Origin of the sequence: Pirellulimonas nuda, assembly GCF_007750855.1 — a bacterium.
Lineage (GTDB): Bacteria > Planctomycetota > Planctomycetia > Pirellulales > Lacipirellulaceae > Pirellulimonas > Pirellulimonas nuda.
On sequence record NZ_CP036291.1, the window covers coordinates 1,960,688 to 1,985,622 of the forward strand.

The window sequence follows — 24,935 nt, forward strand, 5'->3', positions numbered from 1 at the left end:
GACTAGCGCTAGGCGTTGGCTCGTGAGCCGCTTCCGCGCATGAATAGAAAGCCCACCGCGCACACCGCGGCTAGAACGAGCAGCCATTCCTCGGTGTTGAGCGTGTTGAACCAGCGCCAGGCGTCTCCCAGGCAGTTGTTCCATCGGTCGACGATCCAAGTCGTGACGATTTGCATAGCGCATACCGGGTAGCAGAGGAAGGTTGCTTTGCGCAAGGATACGTCGCCCCGGGGCTGGCCACCCCCGCCTCGGCGGCCTGCACGGGGCGCCGCTCAGCGGTCGGAGCGCTACATCCCGTTCAACCGCGCTAAACGGGCTTCGCTACGTGGCTTGGGGGCGAGCCTCGTCTCGACGCGTGAGCCGCCAGCAGCGGTGGATCCGCTTGTTGCGGAAGTCTTCGGGGACGGTCTGCCGGCTGATCTCCCGGACCTGGTAGCTTGGGAGTTCCGCCTCGTCGAGCCGGAACCGTCGGAAATTGGTCGAGAAGAAGACCAAGCCTCCGGGCGACATCCGGAGCGCGAGCGCTTCGAGCAGCCCGGCGGCATCGCGCTGCACGTCCCAGTCGTCCGTCGGACTGGCGCCCGGCCCGGTGCGTTTGGTGTTGGAGAAGGTCGGCGGGTCGACGACGGCCAGGTCGAACCTGGGCTCCTCCGGCAGGCTGGCGACGTACCTGCGGCTGTCGTCGCGGACAAAGTAGTGGGCGTGCCCATCGAGGGCGTTCGCCGCGAAGTTCTCTTGAGCCCAGTCGAGGTAGGTCGGCGAGAGGTCCACGGTGATCGTCTCGGCCGCGCCGCCGGCGGCGGCGTAGACCGAGAACGCGCCGGTGTACGCGAACAGGTTGAGAAACCGCTTCCCCTTCGCGGCGTCGCGCACCATGGCCCGCGTCACGCGGTGATCGAGGAACAGGCCCGTGTCTAGGTAGTCCGATAGATTGACGCGGAATTGCAGGCCCGCCTCGCCAACCAGACGCACCGCTCCCTCGTCGCCGACCCGGGTGTACTGCTCGTCGCCGTGCTGTCGGGCGCGTCGCTTGAGAAAGACCAGCGAGCGATCCACGCCCAGAGTGTCCGCCGCGGTCCGGGTCATCAGGTCGAGCCAATCCGCGTGCTGGGCCGGTGTGCGTTCGTGCGGCCGCTCGTACTCCGCGATATGCAGCGCGTCTTCGTAGCGGTCGATCGCCAGAGGGACGTCCGGGATGTCCCGGTCGTACAAACGGAAGCAGGTGACGCCCCGCTTCTCCGGCCAGCGTCGCAGGTGGCGGGCGGTTTTGGCGAGCCGGTTGGCCAGCTCTTCGGTCTGCCGGGCCGCCTCCGGGCGCAACCCGCCGAACACGGGGCGTTGATCCGCGGCGAGCTTGGCCCGCTTTGGAAGCGGAGTCGACGTCGGCGCCGTCAGCGGCGCCTCGTCCCCCTCGGTCGCGGCCTCGGCGTCCGCCGACGCGCCCCGTGGCGGCTTGGGCCCCAAGAACTGAAACAGCGTGCACTCGATCTGGCCGTTGTACAGCTTCCGCCGGCGGTCGGCCTGCTGCCCGAGCAGACGCTCGAACTCCGGATACGCCGTGATGATGTAGTGCGACCATGTCGGGAGCCTGCGCAGCACCGTAGGCATCGACTGGTACAGGGCGGCCAGTTCGCGGCTCTCGCCGATCCGCTCCCCGTACGGGGGGTTGGCGATGACGCACCCGTAAGCGCGTCGACTCAGCAGGTCGCCAAAGTCGCGTTGTTGGAAGTGGATGTCTTCTTCAACCCCCGCGGCCGCCGCGTGCCGGCGGGCGACCTTGAGGGCGTCGGGGTCGGAATCGTTGGCGACGATCCGTTCTTCGAGCGGACCTTGTGCAAGGTCGCGTGCTTCTTCGCGGGCGAGGCGGTCGGCCGCGGCGTCGAACCCGGGCCACTCCTCGAAGGCGAACGTCCGCTGGGCGCCCGGCGCCAGGTTGCGGCCGATCATGGCCGCCTCGATTGCGATCGTGCCGGCGCCGCAGAACGGGTCGATCAACGGACGCCCCGGGCGCCATACGCTCAACTGCACGATGGCGGCGGCCAGCGTCTCGCGGAGCGGGGCCGCGACGTTCAACGGCCGGTACCCCCGCTTGTGCAGGCCGACCCCCGTGGTGTCTAGGGTCACCGTTGCGCGGTCGTCGAGCAACGCCACTTCCACGGCGTACTCGGCGCCTGATTCTGGCAGTTCAACCACGCCGTGCGCGTCGCGTAGCCGTTCAACAATCGCTTTCTTGACGATCTTCTGGCACGCGGGAACGCTCGATAGTTGGCTCTTCCGGCTACGGCCGTTCACCGGAAACGATCCGGAGCTGGGGATCCACTGCTCCCAGGGCGCCGCCCGCACGCCCTCGAAGAGCTCGCCGAAGTCGGTGGCCGCGAAAGTGGCGACCTCGATCAAGACGCGTTCCGCGGATCGGAGCCACAGGTTGGCGCGGCAGATCGCCCTCGCGTCGCCTGTAAAGTAGATTCGGCCGGGCGTCCGCACCTTGGCCTCGTAGCCCAGCGCGGCCAGCTCACGCACGACGACTGCTTCTAGTCCGAACGCTGCGGTGGCGACAAGTTGGAGGGTCATGGGCCGATCAGCGTAGCACAGGGGGGCCGCGGCCTGGAACGGCCCCGCCGGCGGGCGGGGACGCTGGGCGCCCGGTGCGTCTTGCCTTGTTTTCCGGATCGATGGGACAAAAAAAGCCCGCCGATCCTAGCGGGATCGGCGGGGTGGGCGGGTTGGATTTGCTCGTTCGACTACTTGCCGGCCGCGGCGTAACGCTCCGCCACCGCGTCCCAATCGATCACGTTGAAGAACGCCGTGATGTAGTCGGGCCGGCGGTTTTGGTAGTGCAGGTAGTAGGCGTGCTCCCAGACGTCGAGGCCCAGGATGGGGGTGCGGCCTTCCATGTACGGGTTGTCCTGGTTGGGGGTGCTCTCCACCAGCAACTTGCCCGAACCATCGACGCTCAACCACGCCCAGCCGCTGCCGAACCGGGTCGCGGCGGCGTTGGAAAACGCTTCCTTGAACTTCTCGTATCCGCCCAGCTCTGCCTCGATCGCGTCGGCGAGCGCGCCGGTCGGCTTGGCGCCGCCCGAGGCGCTCATGACGGTCCAGAACAAGGAGTGGTTCGCGTGACCGCCGCCGTTGTTACGCACGGCGCCGCGGATGTTCTCCGGAACGGTGGCGATGTTGCGGCACAAGTCTTCAATGCTCTGCTCCGGGACGCCAGAACCCTCCAGCGCCGCGTTCACCTTGTCTACGTACGCCTTGTGGTGCTTTCCGTGGTGGATCTCCATCGTCTTCGCGTCGATGTGGGGCTCCAACGCACCCAGGGCGTAGGGAAGATCGGGGAGAGAATAGGCCATGGGAGGGTTCCTCGTTGAGTTTGTCTGAGGGGAGTGTGTCTGGTGAGCGTGCGCCTTGAGGGCGAAGCGTCGCACGCATCGCGGCTGTCGCGCCAGCGCAGGCTGCCGAGCGGTGCAGCATACCGCGGCGCAGACGCCGGCTCAATGATGGCGGTGCAAGGCGGGCGCCAGAGAGGGCGCGCATCCGCCCATTCCGCCGGTTTATGCCGGAGAAGCCGGTCGAGGGAGCCGCTAGGCGTCGTCTTGCTCGATCTGGGCCAGCAGCGATTCGAGCCGGAGACGCTGCCGATTGAGCTGCGATAGCTGTTCGCCGACGATCGCCGCCAGCTCGCCCGGTTGGCTGTCGGCGGGAGCGGGGCGGGCGGGGCTGTCGAGCCGCCGCCCGGCGTCTTCCCAACAGGCAAACGCGGCGTCCAGCACCCGCGGGTCGGTCGCCGGGCGCTCAACTCGGCCGCGCGACGCGCGGCGGAGACGGATCTCAATCGTGTCACTGATCATCGCGTTCTTCCGGTCCGATGGTTAGGCCTGGGCCGTTTGTTCTTTGGCCATCAAGTACGACTTCAGGCTGGCCAACAGGAGCCGAGCCCTCTCGACCGCGCCGGCCCGGCGTAGGTCGCCGTCCCGGCGGGGCCGGATCTGCACTTCGGCGACCGTTTGCACGTACTTTCCGGCCGCCAATCCGGCCGTGTTGCAGCGCTCCGTGTGGGTTTCGGAGAGGGTCAGGTCGATCTGGAAGGCGATCGGCTTGTCCCCTTTGCGCATCGATCGATCGACCGAAGCGCACTGGGTGGTCATCCGCAGCCGGTTCTCACCGGTTTTGACGATCTTGGCGTCGTGGTCGGAGATAAAGCCGCGGAGCTTCTCGACCGCCACGTTCATGGGCACGTCGCACACCAGCGCGACCTCGACGACTCCGGACGACCGACGCTCACCCGTGGCGCCGGCGCCGCGGCCGAACGAGAACCCCGTCCACCACGCGCCTTGCGCTTTCTTGGCTTCCACCGCATCTCCTCCGAGTTGGACCACTTGGTTTCGGCCCTGCTCCTTGGCCATCAGCAAGCCGCGATCAGCGCGGCGGATCAAAGTTTCCGGGGTGTCCCCCGCCTGCAGTTCCGTAACTCCAAAGCTGGCCGTAAACGGCTGATTGCCCAGGCACTCGTGCACCATGGCGGCCAGCTTCTTCCGCATCAGCTCCGCCCGGCGGGCCGCGGCGTTGAGGCCGCAGTCTGCACACAGCACGACGAACTCTTCGCCGCCGTAGCGGGCGACCAGGTCGCCGGAGCGGCACAAGGTCTTCAGCAGGTTGGCGAAGGCGATGATCGCGGTGTCGCCCGCCTGGTGGCCGTGCGTGTCGTTGATCAGCTTGAATCGGTCGATGTCCGCCATCACAAGGCTGCAGGCCAGCCCCGAGGCCAAGTGGGTCTCGATGAACTGCTCAAGCATCCGATCGAACTCGGCCCTGTTGGCCACCTGCGTCATCGGGTCTTTGGTCATCTCAACGTGCAGCGCCAAGCAGCGGGCCTCCAGGCTCTGCTCGCTCGAGACGTCGCGGAGCATAATCGCGGCGCCGGCCGGTTGACGCACCGGGACCACGTGGAGGTCGACGTAAACGTGCTTGCCGCTGCGTCCGAGGATGCTCACCCGGCGGATGTCTTGCACGCCGCCGCGGATCGCGGCCGTCACGGGGCATTCGTCGTCCGCCATCCTGCGTCCGCTGGCCTCGGCCATGTCGAGGAGGGTTGGGCGGAGCAACTGGCCGATCGCGGCGCTGGGGTCGACCCCGGCGAGGCGCTGCATCCCCGTGTTCCACAGCGTGATGCGGAGCTGCGAATCGACGAAGATAACCCCGTCGTGCATGTTGTCGATCAGCGACTGCTCGAAGGCGCTCCTGGCCGTGGTTGGGTCGCTGTTCAGCGGCCCTACGATCGCCTCCTCGGGATGCCACCCCACCGGAGATTCGTGCGGCGTTAACGCGCTCAGCCAGCGTCGGCCGACTTCCTCACGCAGGGCGCTCTGGTCTTGAGCGAAGTGCTCGGTGAAGCTCCGCACCAGGTCGGGATCAAACTGAGTGCCGGAGTGCTTCAACAGCTCGGCAAGCGCCGCGTCTCGCGTTTTGGCGGGGCGATAGATGTGATCGGTCGTCATCGAGTCGAACGCGTCGGCGATCGCCAGCATCCGCGCCGTTACCGATGGAGGGGCCCCGCGGCCATCGATCGGGCGATTGGATCCGTCGAACCACTGCGACATCTCGAGCAGGGTATCGATGACCCCCTGCGGGGCGCCTGCGGCCATCAGCACGTGGCTGGCGAGGTCCGGGTGCCGGCTGATGATCTCGTACTCGTCATCGTTGAGCCGGCCCGGCTTGAGCATTACCGCGTCGGGCACGCCGATCTTGCCGATGTCGTGCAGCAACGCGGCCGACTCCAGCACGTCACGCAGGTGCTCGGGCATCCGCAGCGCGGCGCCCCAGGTGCTGCACGAGACGGCGACGCGATAGCAGTGGTCGGCCGTCGGCGTGTGCTTGCAGCGCAACGCGGTAAACAACGCCGACGCCATCCCCAGCCGGCCTTGCACGGACGGCATCCCACGCGACGGGCATACCGGGGCGGCGCTGAGCCCGCTGGCCTCGGCGGCGAGGCACAACTGGTCCAGCGGGGGCACAGCCATGAAGTCCGCCGACGTTAGGCCTGGCGCCTGAGCCGCTTGCGGTGCGTCTATCAATGGTGCGCCCATCAATTCGTCTTGGATGGCAGATTCATAACCAGGAACGTGCAAGCCTAGGTCAGCCCCCCCAGGGTGATGGAGGCTTTTTCCGGGCCTAAGGCCGTTGGCCGACGCGGGCGCCACGCCTGTCCGCTACAGCTTGCCCAAACCGAACTACCCCAGAGCGTGCTGATCCTCGGCGGCCAGGTTTGCCGAAACCGATTGTGCCGGCAGGGACGTATGGTGCGCCGGTATGCGGGCGGGCGCGGGTATCCACGCATCACCAGCCACTCGATCAGGGCGGAACGATGGCAGCAGCGGTTTCAAGAACCGATCGTCGACGACGCGCACTCCAGGACAGCAGCGCTGCGGCTTCTACTAGCGCTCCGGGAGAAGGGCAGCCGGCTTCGGAGCAGCGCAGCGCCGCGTCCTACGACCGGCCCGACCAGAGCCTCGGCTTTCTCGCCGCGCAAAGCCTGGTGCCGCAGAACGCTTGGCTGCTAGCGGCGTGCTCCACCGCGGGCGTCGCCGCAGCGATCGGCGGGGTGGCGCTGCTGGACCGGTTTGCCGGTTCGCCGGTTGTTTCTGGCATCGCGGCCCTCAACCTCGGCTCTGCCCAGGCGGCGACCGCCTGGCTCGAGTCGGTGCTGCTGCTGGCCGCTGGGGGCTTTGCTCTGCTGGTATACCGGATGCGGCGGCGGCGGACGGATGACTTTCGCGGCTGCTACCGCTGGTGGTTGGCGGCGGTGATCGGGCTGCCGATCGCGGCACTCTGCGTGGGGGTTGGGTTGCACGGCGACGCCGCACGCCTAGCCGGCGCGCGGCTGGGTTGGACGGCCGAAACGTCGCGCGCCGTCTCGCTCGTGGCGCCTCTCGCCGCGGTGCTGCTGCCTCTTGCTCTGCGGCTCGGTTGGCAGATGCGCAGCGCTCCGCTCGCGATGACGCAGTTGATCGGGGCGTCGGCCGCCTACGCAGTCGGCCTGTCGGCCGCGTTTGGCTTCTTGCCAGCGGCCTGGTCTAGCGTGTCGCTGCACGCGGCCCCGCTGGTGGGCGCCGTGCTGCTGATCGGGTGCCTGGCGGCTTTCGCCAGGCGGATGGTGCTGGAGGCATCGGGCAGCGTCGCGCAGCGGGCGCCACGCAAACCCAAGCAGGCGGCCGCCAAGCCAGAGCCGTCGGCCAAACCAGCGATCAAGATCGCCGCCTCGACGGAACCGGCCGAAGCCGCCCCGGTCAAACCGGCGCCCCCGCAGCCGACCAAGAAGCAGCCGGCCGCCAGCGATGAATCTTCGAAATGGGTAAGCGGCGCGGAAGACGGCTACCGCGACGACTACGAAGACGGCGCAGAGAACCAGGGCCGCCTCTCCAAGGCGGAACGCAAGCGTCTACGCCGCGCCCAGGCCGACAAGCGGGCCGCGTAGCGCCAGGGGGCCCGGGCGGGGCTCGCTTCACGCTGCGGGCCATCGCGGCTAGTCTAGCGGGCGGATGTAGCCTCCCCCCGCCCGGCGCCGCACGATGACCGTCCGTACCCGCTTCGCTCCCAGCCCCACCGGTTACCTGCACATCGGCGGGGTCCGCACGGCGCTGTTCAACTGGTTGCTCGCCCGCCAGGCCGGCGGCCAGTTTTTGTTGCGGATCGACGACACAGACGCCGAGCGGAATGTCGAGGAGGCCCTCGAGCCGATCCTGCACGGGTTCCGCTGGCTGGGGCTCGACTGGGACGAGGGGCCCGGCGCCGAAGGCCCGCACGGGCCCTATTTCCAGTCGCAGCGTGCGGGACTGTACCAGGACGCGGTCGACCGGCTCCTGGCGTGCGGGGCCGCCTACCGCGACTTCGCCACCCCGGAAGAACTGCAGGCCGAGCGCGACGCCGCTACCGCGGCCGGCGTGCCGTTCACCTATAGCCGCAAGTGGATGGCCGAATCGGACGCGGACGCCCAGCGTTTTGCTGGCGCCGGCCGTGCCGGCGTGGTGCGTCTGAAGATGCCCCGCGAAGGGACGCTGGTGCTGGACGACCTGGTCCGCGGGCAGGTGCGGTTCGATTGGGCGCGCGAGCAAGACCACGTCGTGCAGCGCGCCGACGGCACGTGCCTGTACCATTTGGCGACGGTCGTGGACGACCACGCCATGCAGATCACCCACGTCGTCCGCGCCGAAGAGCACCTGTCCAACACGCCCAGACAGGCGTTTATCTACCAGGCGCTCGGGCACGAGGCCCCCCGCTTCGCTCACCTGCCGGTGGTCGCGGAGCCGGGGAGCAAGAACAAGCTCAGCAAACGCAAGCTCGACAAGTACCTCAAGCACCGCGACTTCGCCGGTTTGATGGCCCGCGGCCAGCAGATCGCCGACCGGGTCGGGTTGAAAACCTCTGCGGAGACGTTCAACCCGGTGATCGTTGACTTCTACGAGCAGATCGGGTTTCTTCCAGACGCGCTGCTCAACTACCTGCTGCTGCTCGGTTGGTCGCTCGACGATTCGACCGAAGAGTTTACTCGCGAGGCGATGATCGAGTCGTTCTCGCTCGAACGCGTCAACAAATCGCCCGCTAGTTTCGACCCGCAGAAGCTGCTTTCGTTCCAGGACCGGGCGATGCAGCAGCTCCCACTCAAGCAGCGGGTCTCGTGCTGCGTGCACTTCCTGCGGCTAGCGGGGCTGGTGAGCGACCCACCGGCGTGCGACACCGGGCCCTACGTGACGCAGATCGTCGCGGCGGCCGGCGACCGCATCAAGCTGGCGGGCGACATCCTGGACTACGACGACTTCTTTATTGCGGACGACGCCCTGCCGTACGACCCCAAGGCGTTCGAGAAGAGGATCGCCAAACCGGACGAGGCGGTTGGCCTGCTCTCGGGGTTCCGCGACCTTCTGACTAACACTAGCGAGGAGCTTACCGCCGCGTCCGCGGAGACGATGCTCAAGCAGTTTCTCGAGGCCCAAAACGCCCAGATCGGTCAGTTGATCCATGCCCTGCGGGTGGCGCTCACCGGAAAGGGGGTCGGGTTTGGCGTCTTCGATCAACTGGCGATCCTCGGCCCAGAACGGAGCGCCAGGCGGATCGACCGAGCGATCCACACCGCCCGCGGGGGGGACGCGTCGGGCTAAAAACCAGCCCGTGGCGTTTGAACCCGCGGCCGCCCGCTAGTTAAACTGAGGGCGGTTTGCGGGCGTCACTGACGGGGCCCCATCCTGCATTTCGAGGGGGGGGGAGCCACCGATGTCTGAGCCCGGCCACGACCGCGCCGGCCCGTCTACTTCGGACCGGCTCGAAGAGGCGCGGCAGCGGCTCACCCGGCTCGAGGTCGAGGCGCACCGCCTCCGCGCAGACCTCGCGCGGATGGAGGCCGATCGCGAGGACACGATCGCGGACGCAATGGAGCTCGGCCGAGAGCCGCTCAACCGTGCCGAAGCGCCACTCCAAGCGACCCCCGACTCGCCCCCACCGGTGTTTCACGCCACACCTCATCCGGCCGCCAAACGCTACCAGCCGACGCCAGCCGATCGGGCGGTCTCAAGCAAAGACAGTGTGCCCGCGGAGCCTGCCCGGCCGGCTTTCACACCCGCCACAGGCGCCCGGTTCTCTGCGGGTCGCGGGTCGGTCGAAGCGCCCGGCACGCCCCGAGCCCAACGCCCGCGAGGCGCGATCGTCTCGTCCAAGCCCCTGCCACGCCGGCGGGGCGGGCGCAACCCAGGGGCAAAACCGGGCACGAAACGCCGCCGCAATAAAACGCCCTCGTGGGTGATCAGTGTGCTCGTGCACGTGGCGCTGCTGCTGCTGTTCGGGCTGGCGACCTTCGCCACGCTCCAGAACGACCCCCAGTTGTTTTTCGCCTCGGCGTCCGAGACCGACGACCTGAACGATGAGATGCTCGACTTCTCTGAGTTCGAGTTTGAAGAGTCCGACCTCGAGGACGTGCAGTTCGAAGAGGTGGCGCTGGAGTCGGTGGTCGAGAACGCAATGGAGCTGGAGTCCCCCGAAATGGAGTCGTCCGCCGCCGCCCAGATCGGCGACTCGCTGAGCGATCTCGCTGCGATGGACGTCGGGTCGCTCATGACTGCCGTGAACGTAGGCGGCAGCACCGACGGCGGAACGGCGGGGCAGGGGAGCGGCGACGCTTCCGGCGGCCGGATGGGTTCGATCAGCTTTTTTGGCCGCAAGGTGCAGGCCGGCAGGGTGATGTTTGTGTTGGATAATTCCGCCAGCATGGTCGACGGCCGGATGGAGACCGCGCTGCTCGAAGTGCAACGCAGCGTGGCGGCGCTGTCTCCCAAGCAGAGCTTTTACGTGTGCGTCTATTCGGACGAGGCCTTCCCGATGTTCTACCCGCAGCCGACGCTGGAGATGATCCCCGCGACCCCGGCCAACAAACAACGGCTGGCGAGCTGGCTGACCACCGTGCCGATCGGGCCGGGCGACTACCGCAGCCAGATCGCCGCGCTCGAGGGCGCCGTGAACCTGCGCCCGGACGTAATCTACCTGCTGACGGACGAAGACATCCGGTCGAGTGTAGCGAAGGAGTTCTTGCTGACCCCCAAGAGGTTCGGGGTCCCGATGCACGTGTTCGGCATGACGGCCACCAACGCCGATGGCATCGCGCTGCTGGAGGCCATCGCCGCTGCCCAGGGGGGCGGGTACCAAGACGTGACGATCAGCCCGGACGCCCAATCGCAAGCAAAAGCCAGGCCGATCCGCCGGTACCGGAAGCCAGACACCTGGATGTCGTCGACGACGGCGCCGGGCGTGCGGTAAGGCTGGCTTCGCCTGTTGTCGTGGCTTAGGCCGTGACGTTCTCGCAGGACGCCTTGCGATCGATCCGCTTCATCAGCCCCTTGAGCACCCGACCGGGGCCGACCTCGTAGAACCGCCCCGCGCCGTGCTGGTCGAGCAGCCAACGGATCGAGTCTTCCCAGCGGACCGGGTTCACCACCTGGCGGATCAGCAGGTCGCGGATCTCTTCGGGGTCGGAGTGGGGCAGGGCGTCGACGTTCGACACCACGGGGATCCGCGGCGCGTTGAGGGTCGCCCCAGCGAGCTTGGCGGCGACCCGGTCGACCGCGGGCGCCATCAACGCGGTGTGGAACGCGCCGGCGACCGCCAGCGGCACTACCCGCATCGCGCCGGCGGCCTCGGCGAGGTCGCCGACCCGCTCGCAGGCGCTGGTCGATCCAGAGACGACGATGTTGCCGGGGCAAAGCATGTTGGCGACATCCAACACGTCGTCGCCGCGTGCCTGGTCACAGACGTCGGTCACCACCTTGAGGTCGAGTCCAAGGATGCTCACCATGCCGCTGGGCGAGGCCTCGGAGGCGTCCTGCATCGCGGCGCCGCGCTCGGCCACCACGCGCAGGCCGTCCTCGAACGACATCACGCCGGCGAACACGAGCGCCGTGTATTCGCCTAGGCTGAGCCCGGCGGAAGCGGAGCACTGCTCCACGACTTCGGGGGACTGCTGCTTGAGCTCTTCGAGGGCGGCGAGGCTGGCGACAAAGATCGCGGGCTGGCTGTAGGCGGTCGAGTCGAGCTCCTCTGCGGGGCCGCCGGCGCAGAGCTCCAGCAAGTCGTAGCCAAGAATATCAGAGGCCCGAGAGAAGAGCGCGGCCGCCGCGGGGAGCCGCTGGCACAACTCTTTCCCCATCCCAACCGACTGCGCTCCCTGCCCGGGAAACAAGAGCGCGATGCGTTCGCCCATGATTCAGCTACCCGGAAGAATGATTCGATCGCGGAAGAACGCGGCCCGAAGGCAAGCCTGCTAGGGCCCGGCGCTACTCGGGCTCGACCATCGTACGGCCCATGTAGTGGCCGCAGTTTGGATTGGGGCACACGACGTGGGTCGGGATCATCGTGCCGCACTTGGGGCACGAATGGAGCTGGCGGGGGGTGAGCCGGTCGTGCGAACGACGGCTGCCAGTACGGGCGTTGGAGTGCTTTCGCTTCGGGACGGCCATGGAACTGCCTGGCGAGTAAGTCTGCTAAGGGAACCGGTGATTTGTGTTGTTTCGAGCCTCGGAAGATAAGCGGTCGTACCGGGTTGCGTCAACCCGCCCGCCGAAATCTGGCAAATCTCGCTCAAGCGCGCTTCCCACCGGCTCCGATGCCAACGATAATGCATGGAGAGGGGTCGGCTCACGCCGGACCCCGCCGCTTCGGACCGCAGAGAGGCAGATGTCGCAGTGTGCTGGACATCGTGACCCGTCCCGAAGCCCCGCTCGACGGGGGGCTTGGACTCTCTTGCCGCTCCTGCTGGGGCCGACACGCTCGCCTAGCCCGCCGGACCTTCCCGGCGGAGGCGAAAGCCCCCCGACACGTGCACCTCTGTATGGGGGCGCTGGCCGTTGAGGGATTTTCCCCGCCGATGCCGCCCTTGTCTTGACGGACACCCCGTCCGTCCGCCGATCGTTCTCTTTCCCCACGACGTACCGCAGCACGCAGCCGTTGCGTGCGCGGTCGACGTCGAACCCGCTGGCCGTGCCGGTGTCCTACCTGCACCGGCGCCGCGGGGCGTCGTTCACCCCGGAGGCATCTTCATGCCCATCACTTCGTTCCGCGTGTTCGATCTGATCGTCAACCCGGCCCGCGGCTCGCGGCAAGATGGCCGGTGGCCCGTGGCGCCGAGCCGCGGTTGGCGGCCCCCCAGCGAAGAACGCTACGACCACCGCGTGCGGGCCAGGATGCCGGCCTCGGCGGCGCAGTACCTGCGGCCACGCAACGCACTAGGGCGACGCGGCGGCCGTCCAGAGCCTGCTTTTGCCGGGTAAACCCCAACGCGGATCGCGTCACGGACCAAATAAGCTTGAACGCTCCGGGAACTCTTCCGGGGGCGTCTCGCCGAGGTGGGCATATCCCAACTGGGTGAGCCTACGCCCGCGGGGAGAGCGGACGACGAGCTCCGACCGCAGCAGGAACGGCTCTACCTCGTCGGTGAGCGTGTCGATCGCCGTGTTCATCGTGTGGGCGATCGCCTCGACCCCGGCGGGGCCGCCACGAAACACGCGGAGGATGGTCTGCAGGTACTTGCGGTCCTGGGGGTCGAGCCCCATCGGGTCGATCCCCAGCATCGCGAGCGCCTCCTCGGCCACCTTCAGCGTGGCGGCGCCGTCGGCGCGGCTGGTGGCGTAATCGCGCACCCAGCGCAGGCGGTTGTTGGCGATCCGCGGCGTCCCCCGGCTGCACATGGCCACTTTTGCCGCGGCGGGAGGGTCGATCTCCAGCCGCAGCTTGCCGGCGTTTCGGGTGACGATCTCGGTCAGCTCCGGCTCAGAGTAGAAGTCCAGGTGCTCGCGGATCTGAAAGCGGTCCCGCAGCGGCGCCGATAGCAGCCCGGTGCGTGTGGTCGCGCCGATGATCGTAAACGGCTGCAACGTCATGTTGATGGTGCGGGCGCTGACCCCTTCGCCCAGCGTGATGTCGACCCGGAAGTCCTCCATCGCCGGGTACATGAACTCCTCAACGGCCTTAGGGAGGCGGTGGATCTCGTCGATGAACAGCACCGATCCGGCCTCGGCGTTTGTCAGGTACGGCAGCAGGTCCTTCGGCGCCCCCAGCGTAGCGCCGCTGGCGATCTGAAGCGTGACGCCCAGGTCGCGAGGGATACAGGTCGCGAAGGTGGTCTTTCCCAGCCCGGGCGGGCCGTCGAACAGCACGTGCCCCAGCGGCTCGCCGCGCATCTTGGCCGCGTCGACCGCGATCTTGATCCGCTCGTACACCGCCCGCTGGCCGACCATGTCCGCCATCCGCTTGGGCCGGAGCGCCGCGTCCTGCTCCCCTTCTTCGCCCTGCCCCTGAGCGTGCAGGGGGGGGGCGCGACGCGGGTCGTCGTCCGGTTGGTCTTCGGCGGAGAGAATCGGCTCACGCGGCATGCGGTCGCTCAAGTGGGGGTTGGGGTGCAGCGCGTTATAGCGGATCGGTGGGGCGAGCGGGAATGCCGCACTGCGCGGGCCCAGTTGGCCGCGGGGCGTCGTGCCCCTGGAGACGCCACCCGCCGCCGACTACGCTGAACGGCTTGCGGTGTCGCCTGATTCTGCCCTGGTTTCCCCCGTCCGCTATGCTCGCCATCATCCCGCAGCGGCGCTCCGTGGGGCTGGCGATCCTCCTTGCCGCGTGCTGCGCCGCGCAGGCCTCCGCGGCCGGTCCGGAGCTCGAAGCCCGGCTAGGCTTCGACCGCTGGTACAAGCTGGGCTGCTGGACGCCGGTTCGGATTACCGGCGGCCAGGCCAGCAGCGACCTGCGGATAAGCGCGCCCGACGCGGATGGGGTGACGATGGTCACCCCGTGGCCAGCGGGCGCGCCGACGCCGACGACGGCGTACGCCCGGTTGGGGCGGTCTCAGGGGAAGATCAAGCTGTTGGCGAGCGACGCCGAGCGCTCGGTATCGGTCGATGCGCTCGGCCGTCCACCGCTGCCGGCCACGGCGCGCTTGGTCGTGGTCTGGGGGGGAGAGAGCCAAGAGAAGCCCGCCGAGTCTTTGGCCACCATCGATGGCGTCTCGCCAGCGTCATCGCTTGGCGTCGCGGTCGCCACGGTTCGCAGCATTGGCGAGCTGCCGGACCAGGCGCTGGGGTACGACGCGGTAGACGTGATGCTGATCCTCTGTCGCGAGAACGCCACACTGGCGGGCCTGGGGGCCGACGCGGCTCGCGCCGCGGCGCTACGCGAGTGGGTTGAGCGTGGCGGGCGGTTGGTTGTTTCTTGCGGCGACGCACAGGAGAAGCTCGGGTCACGCACCGGCCCACTAGGCTGGATGCTGCCCGGCGACCCGGAGCCGCCGATCGAGCTCGCCAGCACGACGCCGCTGGAACGCTGGATCGATGCGAAACAGCCGATCGACGCGGGCAGGGGCGCCATCGAGGCGACGCGGTTTAGCGATGCCGCCGGCCAGGTGCTCGCATTCTCGGGGCGGACCGCCGAGGAGATCCCTTTAATCGTGCGCCGTGTCGTTGGCTTCGGGATGGTGACGTTTGTGGCCTTCGACGTCGACCACCCAACGCTGCGGGGTTGGACGGGGCGCGACCGGCTGGTCGAGCGGTTGATCGACTTTCCCGACGCCCGCTCTGCTAGCCGGACGAGCGCCGCGGAGCTCTCTCTCGTCGCCCGCAGCTACAACGACCTCGGTGGAGCGCTCTGGCGCCGCCTCGGGGCGTCGTTTGCCGGAGTTAATCCCCCTTCGCTATTCGCCGTGGCCGGGTTCATGCTCGCCTTCCTGGCGTTCTTGGGGCCCATCGACTACCTGCTGATCCGCCGGAGCGGCAGGCCCGCCCTGGCGTGGGTTACGCTGGTCGTGTGGCTGGTGGCGTTCGGGGGCGCGGCGGCGTGGTTGTCGGGCGCCGCGCGTGGCGACGCCGCCAGGGCCAACCAAGCGACCATCGTCGACGTCGACGTCGCAACCGCTCGGCTACGCGGCGTCAGTTGGGGGCAGGTGTACCTGCCCCGAGCGGACCGCGTCGACTTGGATCTAGGACTCACCGACGCGGCCGGCGGTCCCCTGCCCGACGCCCAGGGCCGGCTCAGCTGGTTTGGTCTGCCGGGCGACTCGCTGGGCGCCATGCGTTCCCAGGCGACCGGCGTCGACCGCAGAGGGGTCGCCTACGCCGCCACGCCGAACCTCGACGGCCTCATCGGCCTGCCCATCGACACCGGGTCGACCGCCGCCCTGACCGCTCGCTGGCACGCGCCGGCGCCGAGCTCGATGAGCGCCGTACTGCAAGACGCTGGCGACGGGCTTGTCGAAGGGGAGCTCACCAACGCGACCGGCGCCGACTTTACCGAGTGCGAGTTGATCTACGGCGACTGGGCCTGGAAGCTCCGCGACCTCGCGGCCGACGACACGGCCGTGATCGACGCCGCCACCCCGCCGCTCCGGTACCGCACGATCCTGACCAAGCAGTACGGGCAAAACGGCGTGCAAGCAGCGGGTGGGGATGTCGAGGGCTTCTCTACCCCCGGGCTGCTTCGCGCCATGATGTTCCACGACCTGCTCGGCGCCGAACGGCTCACAGGACTGCCCTTCCGGTACCAGTCGTTCACCGACCTTTCCGACCTGCTGGCCGCGGGCCGCGCGGTGCTGGTCTGCCGGGCGATCCGCCCCGCCGCTGTGCTGTTGGCCGACGGGCAGCCGCTGGCGCCGGCGCCCGAAGCCGGGTGGACCTACTACCGCTTCGTCCTGGAAGTCGAGCAACCAGAAAGTAGGTATTAGGTCTTAGGCGTTAGCTATTAGGAATCCGGCAGGTAGCGACCGCTTTCCAACGACCTACCCACGGAAACCAACGACTTACGACTCGTACCTAGAACCTAATACCTAATACCTAATCTTACGTCTCCTCCATGATCGAAACCCGCGGTCTCACCAAGAAATACGGCGAGCTGTTCGCCATCCGCGACATCGACCTGGCGCTCGACGCGGGGGACGTGTTCGGCTTCATCGGCCCCAACGGCGCCGGCAAGACCACCACGATGCGGATCCTCGCCACGCTGCTCAACCCCACCTGGGGCGAGGCGTACGTGTGCGGCGCGTCCATCTACACCAAGCCGAAAGAGATCCGCAAAGCGGTGGGCTACATGCCCGACTTCTTCGGCGTGTACGAAGACATGAAGGTGATCGAGTACCTCGAGTTCTTCGCCGCTGCGTACCGCATCCGCGGCCCGCAACGCCGCAAGGTGTGCGACGAGGTGCTGGAGCTGGTCGACCTGAGCTACAAACGCGAGGCGCTCGCCACCAGCCTGTCGCGCGGCATGACGCAGCGGCTCGGCCTGGCGCGGGTGCTGCTGCACGAGCCGCGTGTGCTGCTGCTGGACGAGCCGGCCAGTGGCCTCGACCCGCGGGCCCGGATCGCGATGCGCGAGCTGCTCAAGCGGCTCCGCGACACCGGCAAGACCATCATGGTCAGCAGCCACATCCTGCCGGAGCTGGCCGACATCTGCAACAAGATCGGCATCATCGAGAAGGGAGAGCTGATCTTCAACGCCGACGTCGAGACGGCCATCCGTCAGGTGCGGCCCAACACCATCCTGCGGATCGGGGTCGCCGGCGACCAGGCGGCCGCCATCACCTTGCTGGAAGGGCTGCCGCTGGTCGAGCGGGTCGAGCCGGCCGGCGAAGGGGCCTCCGATAAGGGGCTGCGGGTGACGCTTACCCAGCACACCCGCGACTACGCCGATCTCGCAGCGGCCATCGTAACGGCCGGTCAGAAGCTGACCCTCTTTAAGGAAGAAGAGATCAACCTGGAGACGGTCTTTATGGCGTTGACGAAGGGCATTACGGCCTAATCTTGGCCGCCCCCCTCCCGCAGCCGGCCCAGCAGGGTGGTCAGGGACCCGCCGTCCGGTCGCCGGGCGACCAAGTGTGGATGACTCGCGCGCAGTTAGTCCGCTCGGGCCGGCTCCTGGGCCACTTGTGCGGCCATAAGAAGGCTCATTACGCCGAGCCGGCGCGATGGTGGCGTTACGGCACGCGGCTTGCATTAGGTGTTTTCGGCTGCGGACACGTGGTCCGTCGCAGAAATCAACTACGGCCCTCCCTGCTAACAGAGGGCCCGTCCTCAAAAGGAAGGTGCAAGATGTTAAGTTGGGCCCTCACGTTCTTAGTCATCGCGCTGATCGCTGGTGTTCTTGGGTTTACCGGCGTGTACGTCGCCGCCGCAGGCATTGCGAAGATCTTGTTCTTCGTGTTCCTGGTGCTATTCCTTGTGAGCCTTGTGATTCCCCGCTTCCGCGGCGCCGCGTAGCGAATCCGGCGATCGAATAATGCTGTAACATGGCCGCAGCGGGCGGGGCAGGAGCCCCTCCTGCTGCGGCTTCTTTTTTTCTCCAACCAGCGGAAGTGAAACCATGCGTGCTGTGATTGTGATCGCGGTGATCGTTCTCTTGATGGCCGCGGCCGGTTGGATCACGTTCAGCGGGGGCTCTGACCGGCCATCCATGACCGTGGAGACAGACAAGATCGAGCAAGACATCGAGGCGGGCAAGCGTGCCTTGACCGGTGCAGTAGAAAAAGCAGAAGAAGCCGACCCTGCGCCCGCGACTGCGCCGGCGGTTGTGCCCGCCGAATCGCCTTCGCCCTAACCAGCATACAGACCGGGATCGCGTCGCCCGCGCAAAAGAAAAGCGACCGCCGCAGTCTCTGCGGCGGTCGCTAAACGCTACTCACGACTTCATCGCGTCGCGGAGGTCGCGCACGGCGTCGTGGGTTTTCTTGACGCCCGCGTACTGCGCTTGCAAGATGTCGTTCACGGCCGATCCGGCCGTTTCCTTCAGGACGTCTTCGTACATCTTCTTGATGTAATCCTCGCCGCGCTCGGCTTCCTCCAGCACCGCCTGGTCGTCATTGCTCGAAAGCGCCGTCCTCACGGCCAGCCAACTGCGATGCATGGCTGCGAGCCAGGAGCCTTCTTCGGGCGGGTCATTGTCGTTGATGCTGACCAGGCTCTGAAGCTCCGCGGCGTTGGCGCTGCGGATCCGTGACTGTTCTTCGAACACTTTCTTCAAGCGTTGGTTGTCGAGGGTCTTTGCGGCATCAGAAAATCCTTTGCTGCTGTCGAGGTTGGCGCGGGTCAGGTCGACGAGTTTCGAGACGGTTTCGTCGGCCAGATTGGCCACGTTCTCGGAAGTGAGGATCGACATGTTTTTCTATCTCCTTGGGGTTTCAGAAACACACGCAAGACCACCAGAGCAAAGCGTGCGCCAAGGTTGGACCCAAGGGGTGGTCTCACGGCTGTCAGGCTGGCAGGGATGCGGCCGGCGGCGCGGTGGCCGCGATCAACTGACCGACGGCTTACGGACTCAATCGTTCGCGACTAGGTTGCCATCGAACGGGGCTTCTGGGGCAGATCACTGCTCGTAAATCTTTGCCAGTAAAGGCTTTGCTTAGGCTAGCGGGGCTTTTCAACGCGGCTCGTGGCGGCGGATTCGCTCCGGCTCACGGTCGACCACCTCGGTGGCCGGTACGCCATGTGCTTTCTACAGTTGCTTCATTGACCTTGCAGTTATCCGCATTGCAACCCTGAGACTCCCCTTGTCGAAACTCAAACGACATATCTTAGAAGACGCTGATGCAGCGGCCGTTACCGAGTCGCTGGGCGCCTGCTTGCTCGACCTGATCGACCTGGCGCTCCAAGGCAAGCAGCTCCACTGGAACGTGGTCGGGCAGAATTTCCGCTCGATCCACCTACAGCTCGACGAGGTTATCGCTTCGGCCCGAGACGCCTCCGATGACGTCGCGGAACGGATCGTTACTCTGGCGCGACCCGCCTCGGGGCGCGCCGCCACGGTGGCGGAGAAGTCGCGGCTGCCGGGTTGCCCGGTTGGGCTGCTGACGGTCGCCCATGTGGTTCCGCTGCTGGCAGAACGCTTAGAAAAGTGCATCCACGGGATGCGGAGCGGGATCGAGGCGGTCGGCAAGGTCGATCCGGTGAGCGAAGACGTGCTCATCCAGCACTGCCGGGTGCTGGAGAAGCACCTCTGGATGGTCCAAGCCCAGGAAGGGTAGAACCAGTCCGACCGCGAGGCGCCCCGACCCGGACGCCACGCGGTCGACGCGTCGCCCCGTCGTGCGGTTAGTTCTCGTTTACAGCAGTCATTTTAAAAGGTCGCCACGGATGCCCTACAAGCTACTAGTCATCGACGACGACCGCGCCGTGCTCCACCTCGTCGAGCGTTCGCTCTCCAATCTCGACCTGGAGTTTGTCACAGCCCTGTCCGCCAGCGACGGGATCGACAAGATTGAGAGCGAAAAGCCGGACGTGGTGCTACTGGACATCATGCTCCCCGACCTCTCGGGGCTCGAGGCCTTCACGAGGATACGGCAGGCGGACGCCAGGCTGCCGGTCATTTTTATCACCGCTGCTAGCGCCAGCGATGTCGCGATCGAGGCGATGAAGCTGGGGGCGTTTGACTACGTCTGCAAGCCGATCGACGTAGGCCAGCTCGACCGACTGGTGCGTCAGGCGCTCGAGTCGCGGCGGCTGATGAGCGTGCCTGTGGGGATGCGCGACCTGCTGGCCCCCGACGACAAGGGCGACGCGTTCGTCGGGAGGTGCCGCCCGATGCAGGACATCTTCAAGGCCATCGGCCGTGTGGCGCCGCAGAACGTGGCGGTGCTGATCCGTGGCGAGAGCGGCACGGGCAAGGAATTGGTCGCCCGCGCGGTGTACCAGCACAGCAACCGGTCGGAAGGGCCGTTCTTGGCGGTCAACTGCGCCGCGCTCTCTGAGACACTGCTCGAGTCGGAGCTCTTCGGCCACGAGAAGGGCGCCTTTACCGGCGCCCACGAGCGCCGCATCGGAAAGTTCGAGCAGTGCAGCGGGGGGACCATCTTCCTCGACGAAGTCGGAGACATGTCTCCGCTGGTGCAGGGGAAGGTGCTCAGGTTGCTGCAGGAGCAGAAGTTCGAGCGTGTGGGGGGCAACCAGACCATTTCCACCGACGTCCGCATCGTCTCGGCCACCAACCGCGACCTGGAGGAGATGTGCCAGAACAATGAGTTCCGCACCGACCTCTATTACCGGCTCAACGGCTACACCATCAACCTCCCGCCGCTGCGCGATCGCGGCGACGACCGAGTGATGCTGCTAGAGCACACGCTGGCGCGGCTCAATGCAGAGCTAGGCCGCGACGTGCAGGGCATCGCGCCTGAGGCGCTCAAGCGTCTGCTGAGCTACGACTGGCCCGGCAACGTCCGCGAGTTGCAGACGCTGCTCCGTCAGGCCGTGCTGCAGTCTTCGGGTCCGGTGCTGCTGGCCGACGCGCTGCCGGCAGAGATCAATCCGTCGCCGGTGCGGGCCCGGGCGACCGAGTCGCATGGTTCGGCGCCGGCGCCGATGTCGGATGAGGACCGGGAAGGCGACTCCGATGCCGGGATCGATGCGTTCGTCGACCAGCGCCTCCAGGAAGGGGCCACCGACCTGTACGCCACCACGCTGTCGCACATGGAGCGGTCGCTGCTGTCGCGTGTGCTGCGGCACGCGGGGGGGAATCAATCGGAAGCGGCCCGGATCTTGGGGATCACGCGGGGGAGCCTCCGCAACAAGATCCGCGCCAACCAGATCTCGATCGGCCCGACGATATCGGTCGCCGAGGCGGCGGACGTGTAGTCCTTCGGCGGCCTTGCTTCGATGGAGGCGTTCGGACGGCCCTGATTGGCGCCTAATTCGCCGAGTGTGTCGCCAAGTAGGCTTCGAGCCTGCCGACAATCATGGCCCCGGCTTGCTCCAGCGTGTCGATCCGCGCAGACAGCACGTCCCAGGGGTCCTTTAGGGCCGTCACTTCGACCGATTTGGCGAGTTCCACCACCTGCGAGGCATCGAGATTCGCGGCCAGCCCCTTGATGCTGTGCCCAACCCGTTCAACTACGGAGCGGTCTTGAGCGGCGAGAGCCTCGCGCAGCGAGTCGCGTAGCGTCGGCCAGTCGGCCAAAAAAAAACGGATCAGATCGAGCAGGAGGTCGTGATCGCCGCGGAGGCGAGCGAGCGCCTCGGAGAAATCGAGCGGGGCGCCGGCGTCAAAACTCCTCTCGGCTTTGGCCATCGTCCCTCTTGCTCCTTTCTCTAGCCGGTTTCTAGCGGCCCGAAACGCGGGACTCTGCGCCGCGCCAGATCGCCCCAATGAACGAAAAAACCCCTCGGAAACAGCGTTTCCGAGGGGCTCTTCTCAACGACCCCGACGGGGCTCGAACCCGCAACCTCCGGATCGACAGTCCGGTGCTCTAACCAATTGAGCTACAGGGCCACTTTGCTTTCGAGCCTCAGAGTTTAGTCACCCGGGCCGGAAGGCGTCAATCCGCGAGGCCGCTTTCTGTCTTATCGGCGTTATCGGCCGGAAAAAGCGAATTGCGGTTCACCGGCTCTGTCCCAAAGGGGCCCTCTGGGGACAGAATCGGGGCTCGTTGGTCGTAACCCCATTTCCGTCTGTTCCGAGTAAAGAACGATGATTGTTGGTGTGCCGCGGGAAGTGAAGCCGGACGAGTACCGCGTAGCGATGTTGCCGGTGGGGGTCGAGGAACTCACCCTCCGCGGTCACCGGGTGCTGATGGAGCGGGGCGCCGGGGATGGATCGGGGCTCACGGACGACGACTACGCTTCGGTGGGCGCCGAGCTGGTGGACAGCCCGCAGGAGGTTTTCTCCGGCGCCGACCTGGTGGTGAAGGTCAAAGAGCCGATGCCGCAAGAATGGCCGCTGATCCGGCCGGGGCAGGCGCTGTTTACCTATTTTCACTTTGCCGCCAGCCGAGAGCTGACCGAAGCGATGATGCGTTCGCGGGCGACGTGCGTCGCCTACGAGACGCTCTCCGACGACCAGGGACGCCTGCCGCTGCTGACGCCGATGAGCGAGGTCGCGGGGCGGATGAGCGTGCAGGAGGGCGCCAAGTACCTTGAGCGGCCCCAGATGGGGCGTGGGATCTTGCTCGGCGGGGTGCCGGGGGTGGCGCCGGCCCATATCGTCATCTTGGGCGGGGGGGTCGTCGGGGCCAACGCGGCCCGGATCGCCGCCGGATTCCAGGCCAACGTGGCGCTGCTGGACATCAACATGGACCGGCTGCGCTACCTGGACGACATCATGCCTCCGAACGTGGACGTGCTGTTCAGCGACCGTCACACCATCCGCCGGCAGTTGCAGCGGGCCGACCTGGTGGTGGGGGCCGTGCTGATCCCGGGCGCCAAGGCGCCCCGGCTGGTCGAACGCGAGGACCTGGCGCAGATGCAGCCCGGAGCGGTGATCATTGACGTAGCGATCGACCAAGGGGGCTGCATGGCCACCAGCCGGCCCACGTCGCACGCGGAGCCCACCTACATCGTCGACGACGTGGTGCACTACTGCGTCACCAACATGCCGGGGGCCGTCGGACGGACCAGCACCTTCGCGTTGTGCAACGTGACGCTGCCATGGGTACTGGAGCTGGCCGGCCGCGGTGTCGAGCAGGCGGCCCGGTCCCTCAAGCCGGTGGCGCGGGCCGTGAACATCTTCAACGGTGAAATCACCAACCGAGCGGTGGCGGACACGTTTGGGCTGGAGTTCGCGGATCACTTCGCGTAGCGCCCCCTCGGGCCGCGGTTACTTCCGCTTGGGTTTGTCGCGCTCGAGTCGGCCGCTCTTGCCGATCGCGTGCAGCACCCGTGCGCCCAGGTACCCGCTCAGCAGGAACCCGACTGCGCCCGGAGCGGATACGCCGTAGAGCGGCCACACGTTGCGGCTCAGCAGCAGCGACGCGCCCAGGAACAGCGCGCTGCTCATCATGCCGAGCACCAAGCGGTTGACGCTCGGCTCGAGGCCTCGGTGGTCGAGGTGGACGTCGAAGGTGCCCGACTCAACCTGCTGCAAGATCGCCCGCAGGCGGCGCGGCGCCACCTCCACCAACTGCTCGACCTCGCTGTAGATGCGGGCCGCTTTGCGGAACTGCCGCATCGGGGAGAGCCGCTGGCGGATCATCCGGCGTTGGTGGGCGCCGATGATGTCGAGCAGGGAAAAGTCGGGCGAGAGCAGCCGCGACGTCCCTTCCAGCATCACCACAAGCTTGACCAGCATCGCCACGGGCGAGGGGAGCATGATGTGGTATTTGCGGATGATCCGCACCAGCTCTAGCAGCGCCTCGGACAGGGCGAACCCGCCCACGCTCTGCGATCCGTAGAACTCGATGAAGTCGTCCAGGTCGACCGCCAACGCCTCTTCGTCTAGGTTCGGCGGGGCGGAGCCGACACGGGCAACCAGACGCGCTAGCTGCGTTGCGTCCTGCATGTTCACCGCGATGAGCATGTCCTCGAGGTCCTCGCGGAGCCGCTCGCCGAGCCGACCGACCATGCCGAAATCCAGCAGGCCGATCACGCCGCCCGGCATCGCCAGCAGGTTTCCCGGGTGCGGGTCGGCGTGGTAGGCGCCGTAGCGGAAGACCATCTCCAGGAACACGTCCGCCCCGTCGCGCGCCAGTTTCTGCACGCACACCCCTTCGACCTCCGAGAGCCGAGGGTCGGAGAACTTCCGCCCCTCGAGCCACTGGAGCGTGAGCACACGCCGCGTCGAGAGCTCCGGGTAGACGCGTGGGATGCAGAGCCGCGGGTCGCCCCGGAAGTAGCCCGCGAACTGCTCGATCCGGCGACGCTCGTGCTTGAAGTCGAGCTCCCGGCGGATCGTCTTCTGAAACTCGACGGCCGTCGCCGCGGGGCGGTAGGCGGCCAGCTCCGGCACGCGTTCGGCTAGTTGCCCGAGGCCAACCAGGATCTCGGTGTCCACCATCACCCGCTGCTGGATGCTGGTGTGCTGCACCTTCACGGCGACGTCGTCTCCCGCGAGCGTCCGCGCGCGGTGCACCTGGCCGATGGACGCGGAAGCGATGGGCGTCGGGTCGAACTCGGCGAACGCCTCTTCAATGGTCTTGCCGAGGTCGTCCTCGATGGTTTGGCGGATCTGGTCGGCGGGGTCGCTGGCGGCGTCGGATTGCAGCTTCGAGAGCTCGGCCGCCAGCTCCGGCCCCACCAGGTCGGGGCGCGTGCTGAGGATCTGGCCAAGTTTTACGAACGTGGGCCCGAGCTCTTCGAGCGCCAGGCGGATCCGCGCGTCGCGGCTTAGCTTGTGGGCCGACTCTTCTTCGCGGCCGCCAAACAGCATCCCGGACAGGGGCAGCTCGAATCCGCTGAACAGGTTCGCCAGCCCGTGCCGGCTGAGGACCTGCACGATCTCCCGCCAGCGATTGAGGTTTCGGTAGATCTGGGGGATCGAGGTGATCTTCATCAGAACGGCGTCGTAGGGCTCTCGAAGGGTCGCGCGAATGCGGAAGACGGACGCGGAGGATGGACCTCCTTTATCGTAGTCAATGCGGGTACACAGCGTGTCCCCAAGCAAAACGCGATAGCCGCCGACTTACGGTCGGCCCGTTTGAGGGCAGTTCGTGGACGCGCCGACCGTAG

At 67.0% G+C, this 24,935-nt stretch carries 22 protein-coding genes and 1 tRNA gene; 11 read left to right on the forward strand and 12 right to left on the reverse strand.

Translation table 11 applies throughout. The features are described 5' to 3' along the window. Positions 1-8: 8 nt before the first annotated feature. The 5 genes from Pla175_RS25875 to Pla175_RS08180 all read right to left on the reverse strand — a co-directional run bounded on the left by Pla175_RS25875 (position 9) and on the right by Pla175_RS08180 (position 6,020). A complete protein-coding gene (locus tag Pla175_RS25875; RefSeq protein ID WP_197527341.1) occupies positions 9-176 on the reverse strand; it encodes a hypothetical protein in 168 nt (55 codons plus the stop codon). Between the two features lie 145 nt (positions 177-321). Beyond that, entirely contained in the window at positions 322-2,571 is a 2,250-nt protein-coding gene (gene rlmKL, locus Pla175_RS08165; RefSeq protein ID WP_145283017.1) for a bifunctional 23S rRNA (guanine(2069)-N(7))-methyltransferase RlmK/23S rRNA (guanine(2445)-N(2))-methyltransferase RlmL, read from the reverse strand. A 170-nt stretch (positions 2,572-2,741) separates the two neighbouring features. After that, a complete protein-coding gene (locus Pla175_RS08170) occupies positions 2,742-3,353 on the reverse strand; it encodes a superoxide dismutase (RefSeq protein ID WP_145283019.1) in 612 nt (203 codons plus the stop codon). 231 nt (positions 3,354-3,584) lie between these two features. Then, entirely contained in the window at positions 3,585-3,851 is a 267-nt protein-coding gene (locus tag Pla175_RS08175; protein ID WP_145283021.1) for a hypothetical protein, read from the reverse strand. Between the two features lie 21 nt (positions 3,852-3,872). Beyond that, positions 3,873-6,020 (reverse strand): diguanylate cyclase domain-containing protein, encoded by a 2,148-nt coding sequence (locus tag Pla175_RS08180; RefSeq protein ID WP_197527342.1) that lies wholly within the window; start codon positions 6,018-6,020, stop codon positions 3,873-3,875. A 344-nt stretch (positions 6,021-6,364) separates the two neighbouring features. Here Pla175_RS08180 and Pla175_RS25880 point away from each other — a divergent pair, with 344 nt between their 5' ends. From Pla175_RS25880 to Pla175_RS08195, 3 genes are all read left to right on the forward strand, one after another. Next, the gene (locus Pla175_RS25880; RefSeq protein WP_197527343.1) at positions 6,365-7,474 is read left to right on the forward strand and encodes a hypothetical protein; all 1,110 of its coding nucleotides are present in this window, start codon (positions 6,365-6,367) and stop codon (positions 7,472-7,474) included. A gap of 94 nt (positions 7,475-7,568) precedes the next feature. Further along, positions 7,569-9,155 (forward strand): glutamate--tRNA ligase, encoded by a 1,587-nt coding sequence (gene gltX / locus Pla175_RS08190; RefSeq protein ID WP_145283026.1) that lies wholly within the window; start codon positions 7,569-7,571, stop codon positions 9,153-9,155. A gap of 112 nt (positions 9,156-9,267) precedes the next feature. Continuing rightward, positions 9,268-10,800, forward strand: coding sequence for a vWA domain-containing protein (locus tag Pla175_RS08195; RefSeq protein ID WP_145283028.1), 1,533 nt, complete (start codon positions 9,268-9,270; stop codon positions 10,798-10,800). A 25-nt stretch (positions 10,801-10,825) separates the two neighbouring features. Here the strand turns inward: Pla175_RS08195 and fabD are convergent, their stop codons facing one another. Both fabD and rpmF read right to left on the reverse strand, forming a co-directional pair. After that, entirely contained in the window at positions 10,826-11,740 is a 915-nt protein-coding gene (gene fabD, locus Pla175_RS08200; RefSeq protein WP_145283030.1) for an ACP S-malonyltransferase, read from the reverse strand. A gap of 73 nt (positions 11,741-11,813) precedes the next feature. Beyond that, the gene (gene rpmF, locus Pla175_RS08205; RefSeq protein ID WP_145283033.1) at positions 11,814-11,996 is read right to left on the reverse strand and encodes a 50S ribosomal protein L32; all 183 of its coding nucleotides are present in this window, start codon (positions 11,994-11,996) and stop codon (positions 11,814-11,816) included. A 579-nt stretch (positions 11,997-12,575) separates the two neighbouring features. Between rpmF and Pla175_RS08210 the strand changes: the two genes are divergently transcribed. Then, a complete protein-coding gene (locus tag Pla175_RS08210; protein WP_145283035.1) occupies positions 12,576-12,806 on the forward strand; it encodes a hypothetical protein in 231 nt (76 codons plus the stop codon). Positions 12,807-12,824: 18 nt separating this feature from the next. On the opposite strand, the gene ruvB is transcribed toward Pla175_RS08210, so the two are convergent. Then, a complete protein-coding gene (ruvB, locus tag Pla175_RS08215) occupies positions 12,825-13,907 on the reverse strand; it encodes a Holliday junction branch migration DNA helicase RuvB (RefSeq protein ID WP_145292020.1) in 1,083 nt (360 codons plus the stop codon). Positions 13,908-14,092: 185 nt separating this feature from the next. Here ruvB and Pla175_RS08220 point away from each other — a divergent pair, with 185 nt between their 5' ends. From Pla175_RS08220 to Pla175_RS08235, 4 genes are all read left to right on the forward strand, one after another. After that, positions 14,093-16,240 carry a hypothetical protein gene (locus Pla175_RS08220; protein WP_145283038.1) on the forward strand — a complete coding sequence of 716 codons (2,148 nt, stop codon included), beginning with the start codon at positions 14,093-14,095 and terminating at the stop codon, positions 16,238-16,240. A gap of 128 nt (positions 16,241-16,368) precedes the next feature. Next, a complete protein-coding gene (locus tag Pla175_RS08225) occupies positions 16,369-17,310 on the forward strand; it encodes an ABC transporter ATP-binding protein (RefSeq protein WP_145283041.1) in 942 nt (313 codons plus the stop codon). 290 nt (positions 17,311-17,600) lie between these two features. Next, positions 17,601-17,768: a DUF1328 domain-containing protein gene (locus tag Pla175_RS08230; protein WP_145283043.1), complete on the forward strand. Its 168-nt coding sequence runs from the start codon at positions 17,601-17,603 to the stop codon at positions 17,766-17,768. 103 nt (positions 17,769-17,871) lie between these two features. Next, on the forward strand, positions 17,872-18,105 hold the full coding sequence (locus Pla175_RS08235) for a hypothetical protein (RefSeq protein ID WP_145283045.1): 234 nt from the start codon (positions 17,872-17,874) through the stop codon (positions 18,103-18,105). Between the two features lie 81 nt (positions 18,106-18,186). Here Pla175_RS08235 and Pla175_RS08240 read toward each other — a convergent pair whose 3' ends face one another. Next, a complete protein-coding gene (locus tag Pla175_RS08240; RefSeq protein WP_145283047.1) occupies positions 18,187-18,663 on the reverse strand; it encodes a PA2169 family four-helix-bundle protein in 477 nt (158 codons plus the stop codon). Positions 18,664-19,054: 391 nt separating this feature from the next. Between Pla175_RS08240 and Pla175_RS08245 the strand changes: the two genes are divergently transcribed. Beyond that, the gene (locus Pla175_RS08245) at positions 19,055-19,528 is read left to right on the forward strand and encodes a Dps family protein (protein ID WP_231954266.1); all 474 of its coding nucleotides are present in this window, start codon (positions 19,055-19,057) and stop codon (positions 19,526-19,528) included. Between the two features lie 109 nt (positions 19,529-19,637). Further along, the gene (locus Pla175_RS08250; RefSeq protein ID WP_145283049.1) at positions 19,638-21,131 is read left to right on the forward strand and encodes a sigma-54-dependent transcriptional regulator; all 1,494 of its coding nucleotides are present in this window, start codon (positions 19,638-19,640) and stop codon (positions 21,129-21,131) included. Positions 21,132-21,183: 52 nt separating this feature from the next. On the opposite strand, the gene Pla175_RS08255 is transcribed toward Pla175_RS08250, so the two are convergent. Both Pla175_RS08255 and Pla175_RS08260 read right to left on the reverse strand, forming a co-directional pair. Next, complete coding sequence (locus Pla175_RS08255) at positions 21,184-21,564, reverse strand: Hpt domain-containing protein (protein WP_145283051.1); 381 nt, start codon at positions 21,562-21,564, stop codon at positions 21,184-21,186. Positions 21,565-21,691: 127 nt separating this feature from the next. Continuing rightward, positions 21,692-21,765 (reverse strand) — tRNA-Asp (locus Pla175_RS08260). A gap of 198 nt (positions 21,766-21,963) precedes the next feature. Here Pla175_RS08260 and ald point away from each other — a divergent pair. Continuing rightward, positions 21,964-23,070, forward strand: coding sequence for an alanine dehydrogenase (gene ald, locus Pla175_RS08265; RefSeq protein WP_145283053.1), 1,107 nt, complete (start codon positions 21,964-21,966; stop codon positions 23,068-23,070). Positions 23,071-23,088: 18 nt separating this feature from the next. On the opposite strand, the gene Pla175_RS08270 is transcribed toward ald, so the two are convergent. Beyond that, entirely contained in the window at positions 23,089-24,759 is a 1,671-nt protein-coding gene (locus tag Pla175_RS08270; protein WP_145283056.1) for an ABC1 kinase family protein, read from the reverse strand. Positions 24,760-24,935 lie beyond the last annotated feature (176 nt).

Excerpts from the sequence above, each read along its gene's own strand:
- fabD (WP_145283030.1), bottom strand. The coding sequence starts at position 11,740 with ATGGGCGAACGCATCGCGCTCTTGTTTCCCGGGCAGGGAGCGCAGTCG.
- Pla175_RS08250 (WP_145283049.1), top strand. The coding sequence starts at position 19,638 with ATGCCCTACAAGCTACTAGTCATCGACGACGACCGCGCCGTGCTCCAC.
- Pla175_RS25880 (WP_197527343.1), top strand. The coding sequence starts at position 6,365 with ATGGCAGCAGCGGTTTCAAGAACCGATCGTCGACGACGCGCACTCCAG.
- Pla175_RS08175 (WP_145283021.1), bottom strand. The coding sequence starts at position 3,851 with ATGATCAGTGACACGATTGAGATCCGTCTCCGCCGCGCGTCGCGCGGC.
- Pla175_RS08195 (WP_145283028.1), top strand. The coding sequence starts at position 9,268 with ATGTCTGAGCCCGGCCACGACCGCGCCGGCCCGTCTACTTCGGACCGG.
- Pla175_RS08240 (WP_145283047.1), bottom strand. The coding sequence starts at position 18,663 with ATGTCGATCCTCACTTCCGAGAACGTGGCCAATCTGGCCGACGAAACC.
- Pla175_RS08270 (WP_145283056.1), bottom strand. The coding sequence starts at position 24,759 with ATGAAGATCACCTCGATCCCCCAGATCTACCGAAACCTCAATCGCTGG.
- rpmF (WP_145283033.1), bottom strand. The coding sequence starts at position 11,996 with ATGGCCGTCCCGAAGCGAAAGCACTCCAACGCCCGTACTGGCAGCCGT.
- Pla175_RS25875 (WP_197527341.1), bottom strand. The coding sequence starts at position 176 with ATGCAAATCGTCACGACTTGGATCGTCGACCGATGGAACAACTGCCTG.
- ruvB (WP_145292020.1), bottom strand. The coding sequence starts at position 13,907 with ATGCCGCGTGAGCCGATTCTCTCCGCCGAAGACCAACCGGACGACGAC.
- Pla175_RS08255 (WP_145283051.1), bottom strand. The coding sequence starts at position 21,564 with ATGGCCAAAGCCGAGAGGAGTTTTGACGCCGGCGCCCCGCTCGATTTC.
- Pla175_RS08235 (WP_145283045.1), top strand. The coding sequence starts at position 17,872 with ATGCGTGCTGTGATTGTGATCGCGGTGATCGTTCTCTTGATGGCCGCG.
- gltX (WP_145283026.1), top strand. The coding sequence starts at position 7,569 with ATGACCGTCCGTACCCGCTTCGCTCCCAGCCCCACCGGTTACCTGCAC.
- Pla175_RS08170 (WP_145283019.1), bottom strand. The coding sequence starts at position 3,353 with ATGGCCTATTCTCTCCCCGATCTTCCCTACGCCCTGGGTGCGTTGGAG.
- Pla175_RS08225 (WP_145283041.1), top strand. The coding sequence starts at position 16,369 with ATGATCGAAACCCGCGGTCTCACCAAGAAATACGGCGAGCTGTTCGCC.
- Pla175_RS08180 (WP_197527342.1), bottom strand. The coding sequence starts at position 6,020 with ATGGCTGTGCCCCCGCTGGACCAGTTGTGCCTCGCCGCCGAGGCCAGC.
- rlmKL (WP_145283017.1), bottom strand. The coding sequence starts at position 2,571 with ATGACCCTCCAACTTGTCGCCACCGCAGCGTTCGGACTAGAAGCAGTC.
- Pla175_RS08230 (WP_145283043.1), top strand. The coding sequence starts at position 17,601 with ATGTTAAGTTGGGCCCTCACGTTCTTAGTCATCGCGCTGATCGCTGGT.
- Pla175_RS08220 (WP_145283038.1), top strand. The coding sequence starts at position 14,093 with ATGCTCGCCATCATCCCGCAGCGGCGCTCCGTGGGGCTGGCGATCCTC.
- Pla175_RS08210 (WP_145283035.1), top strand. The coding sequence starts at position 12,576 with ATGCCCATCACTTCGTTCCGCGTGTTCGATCTGATCGTCAACCCGGCC.
- ald (WP_145283053.1), top strand. The coding sequence starts at position 21,964 with ATGATTGTTGGTGTGCCGCGGGAAGTGAAGCCGGACGAGTACCGCGTA.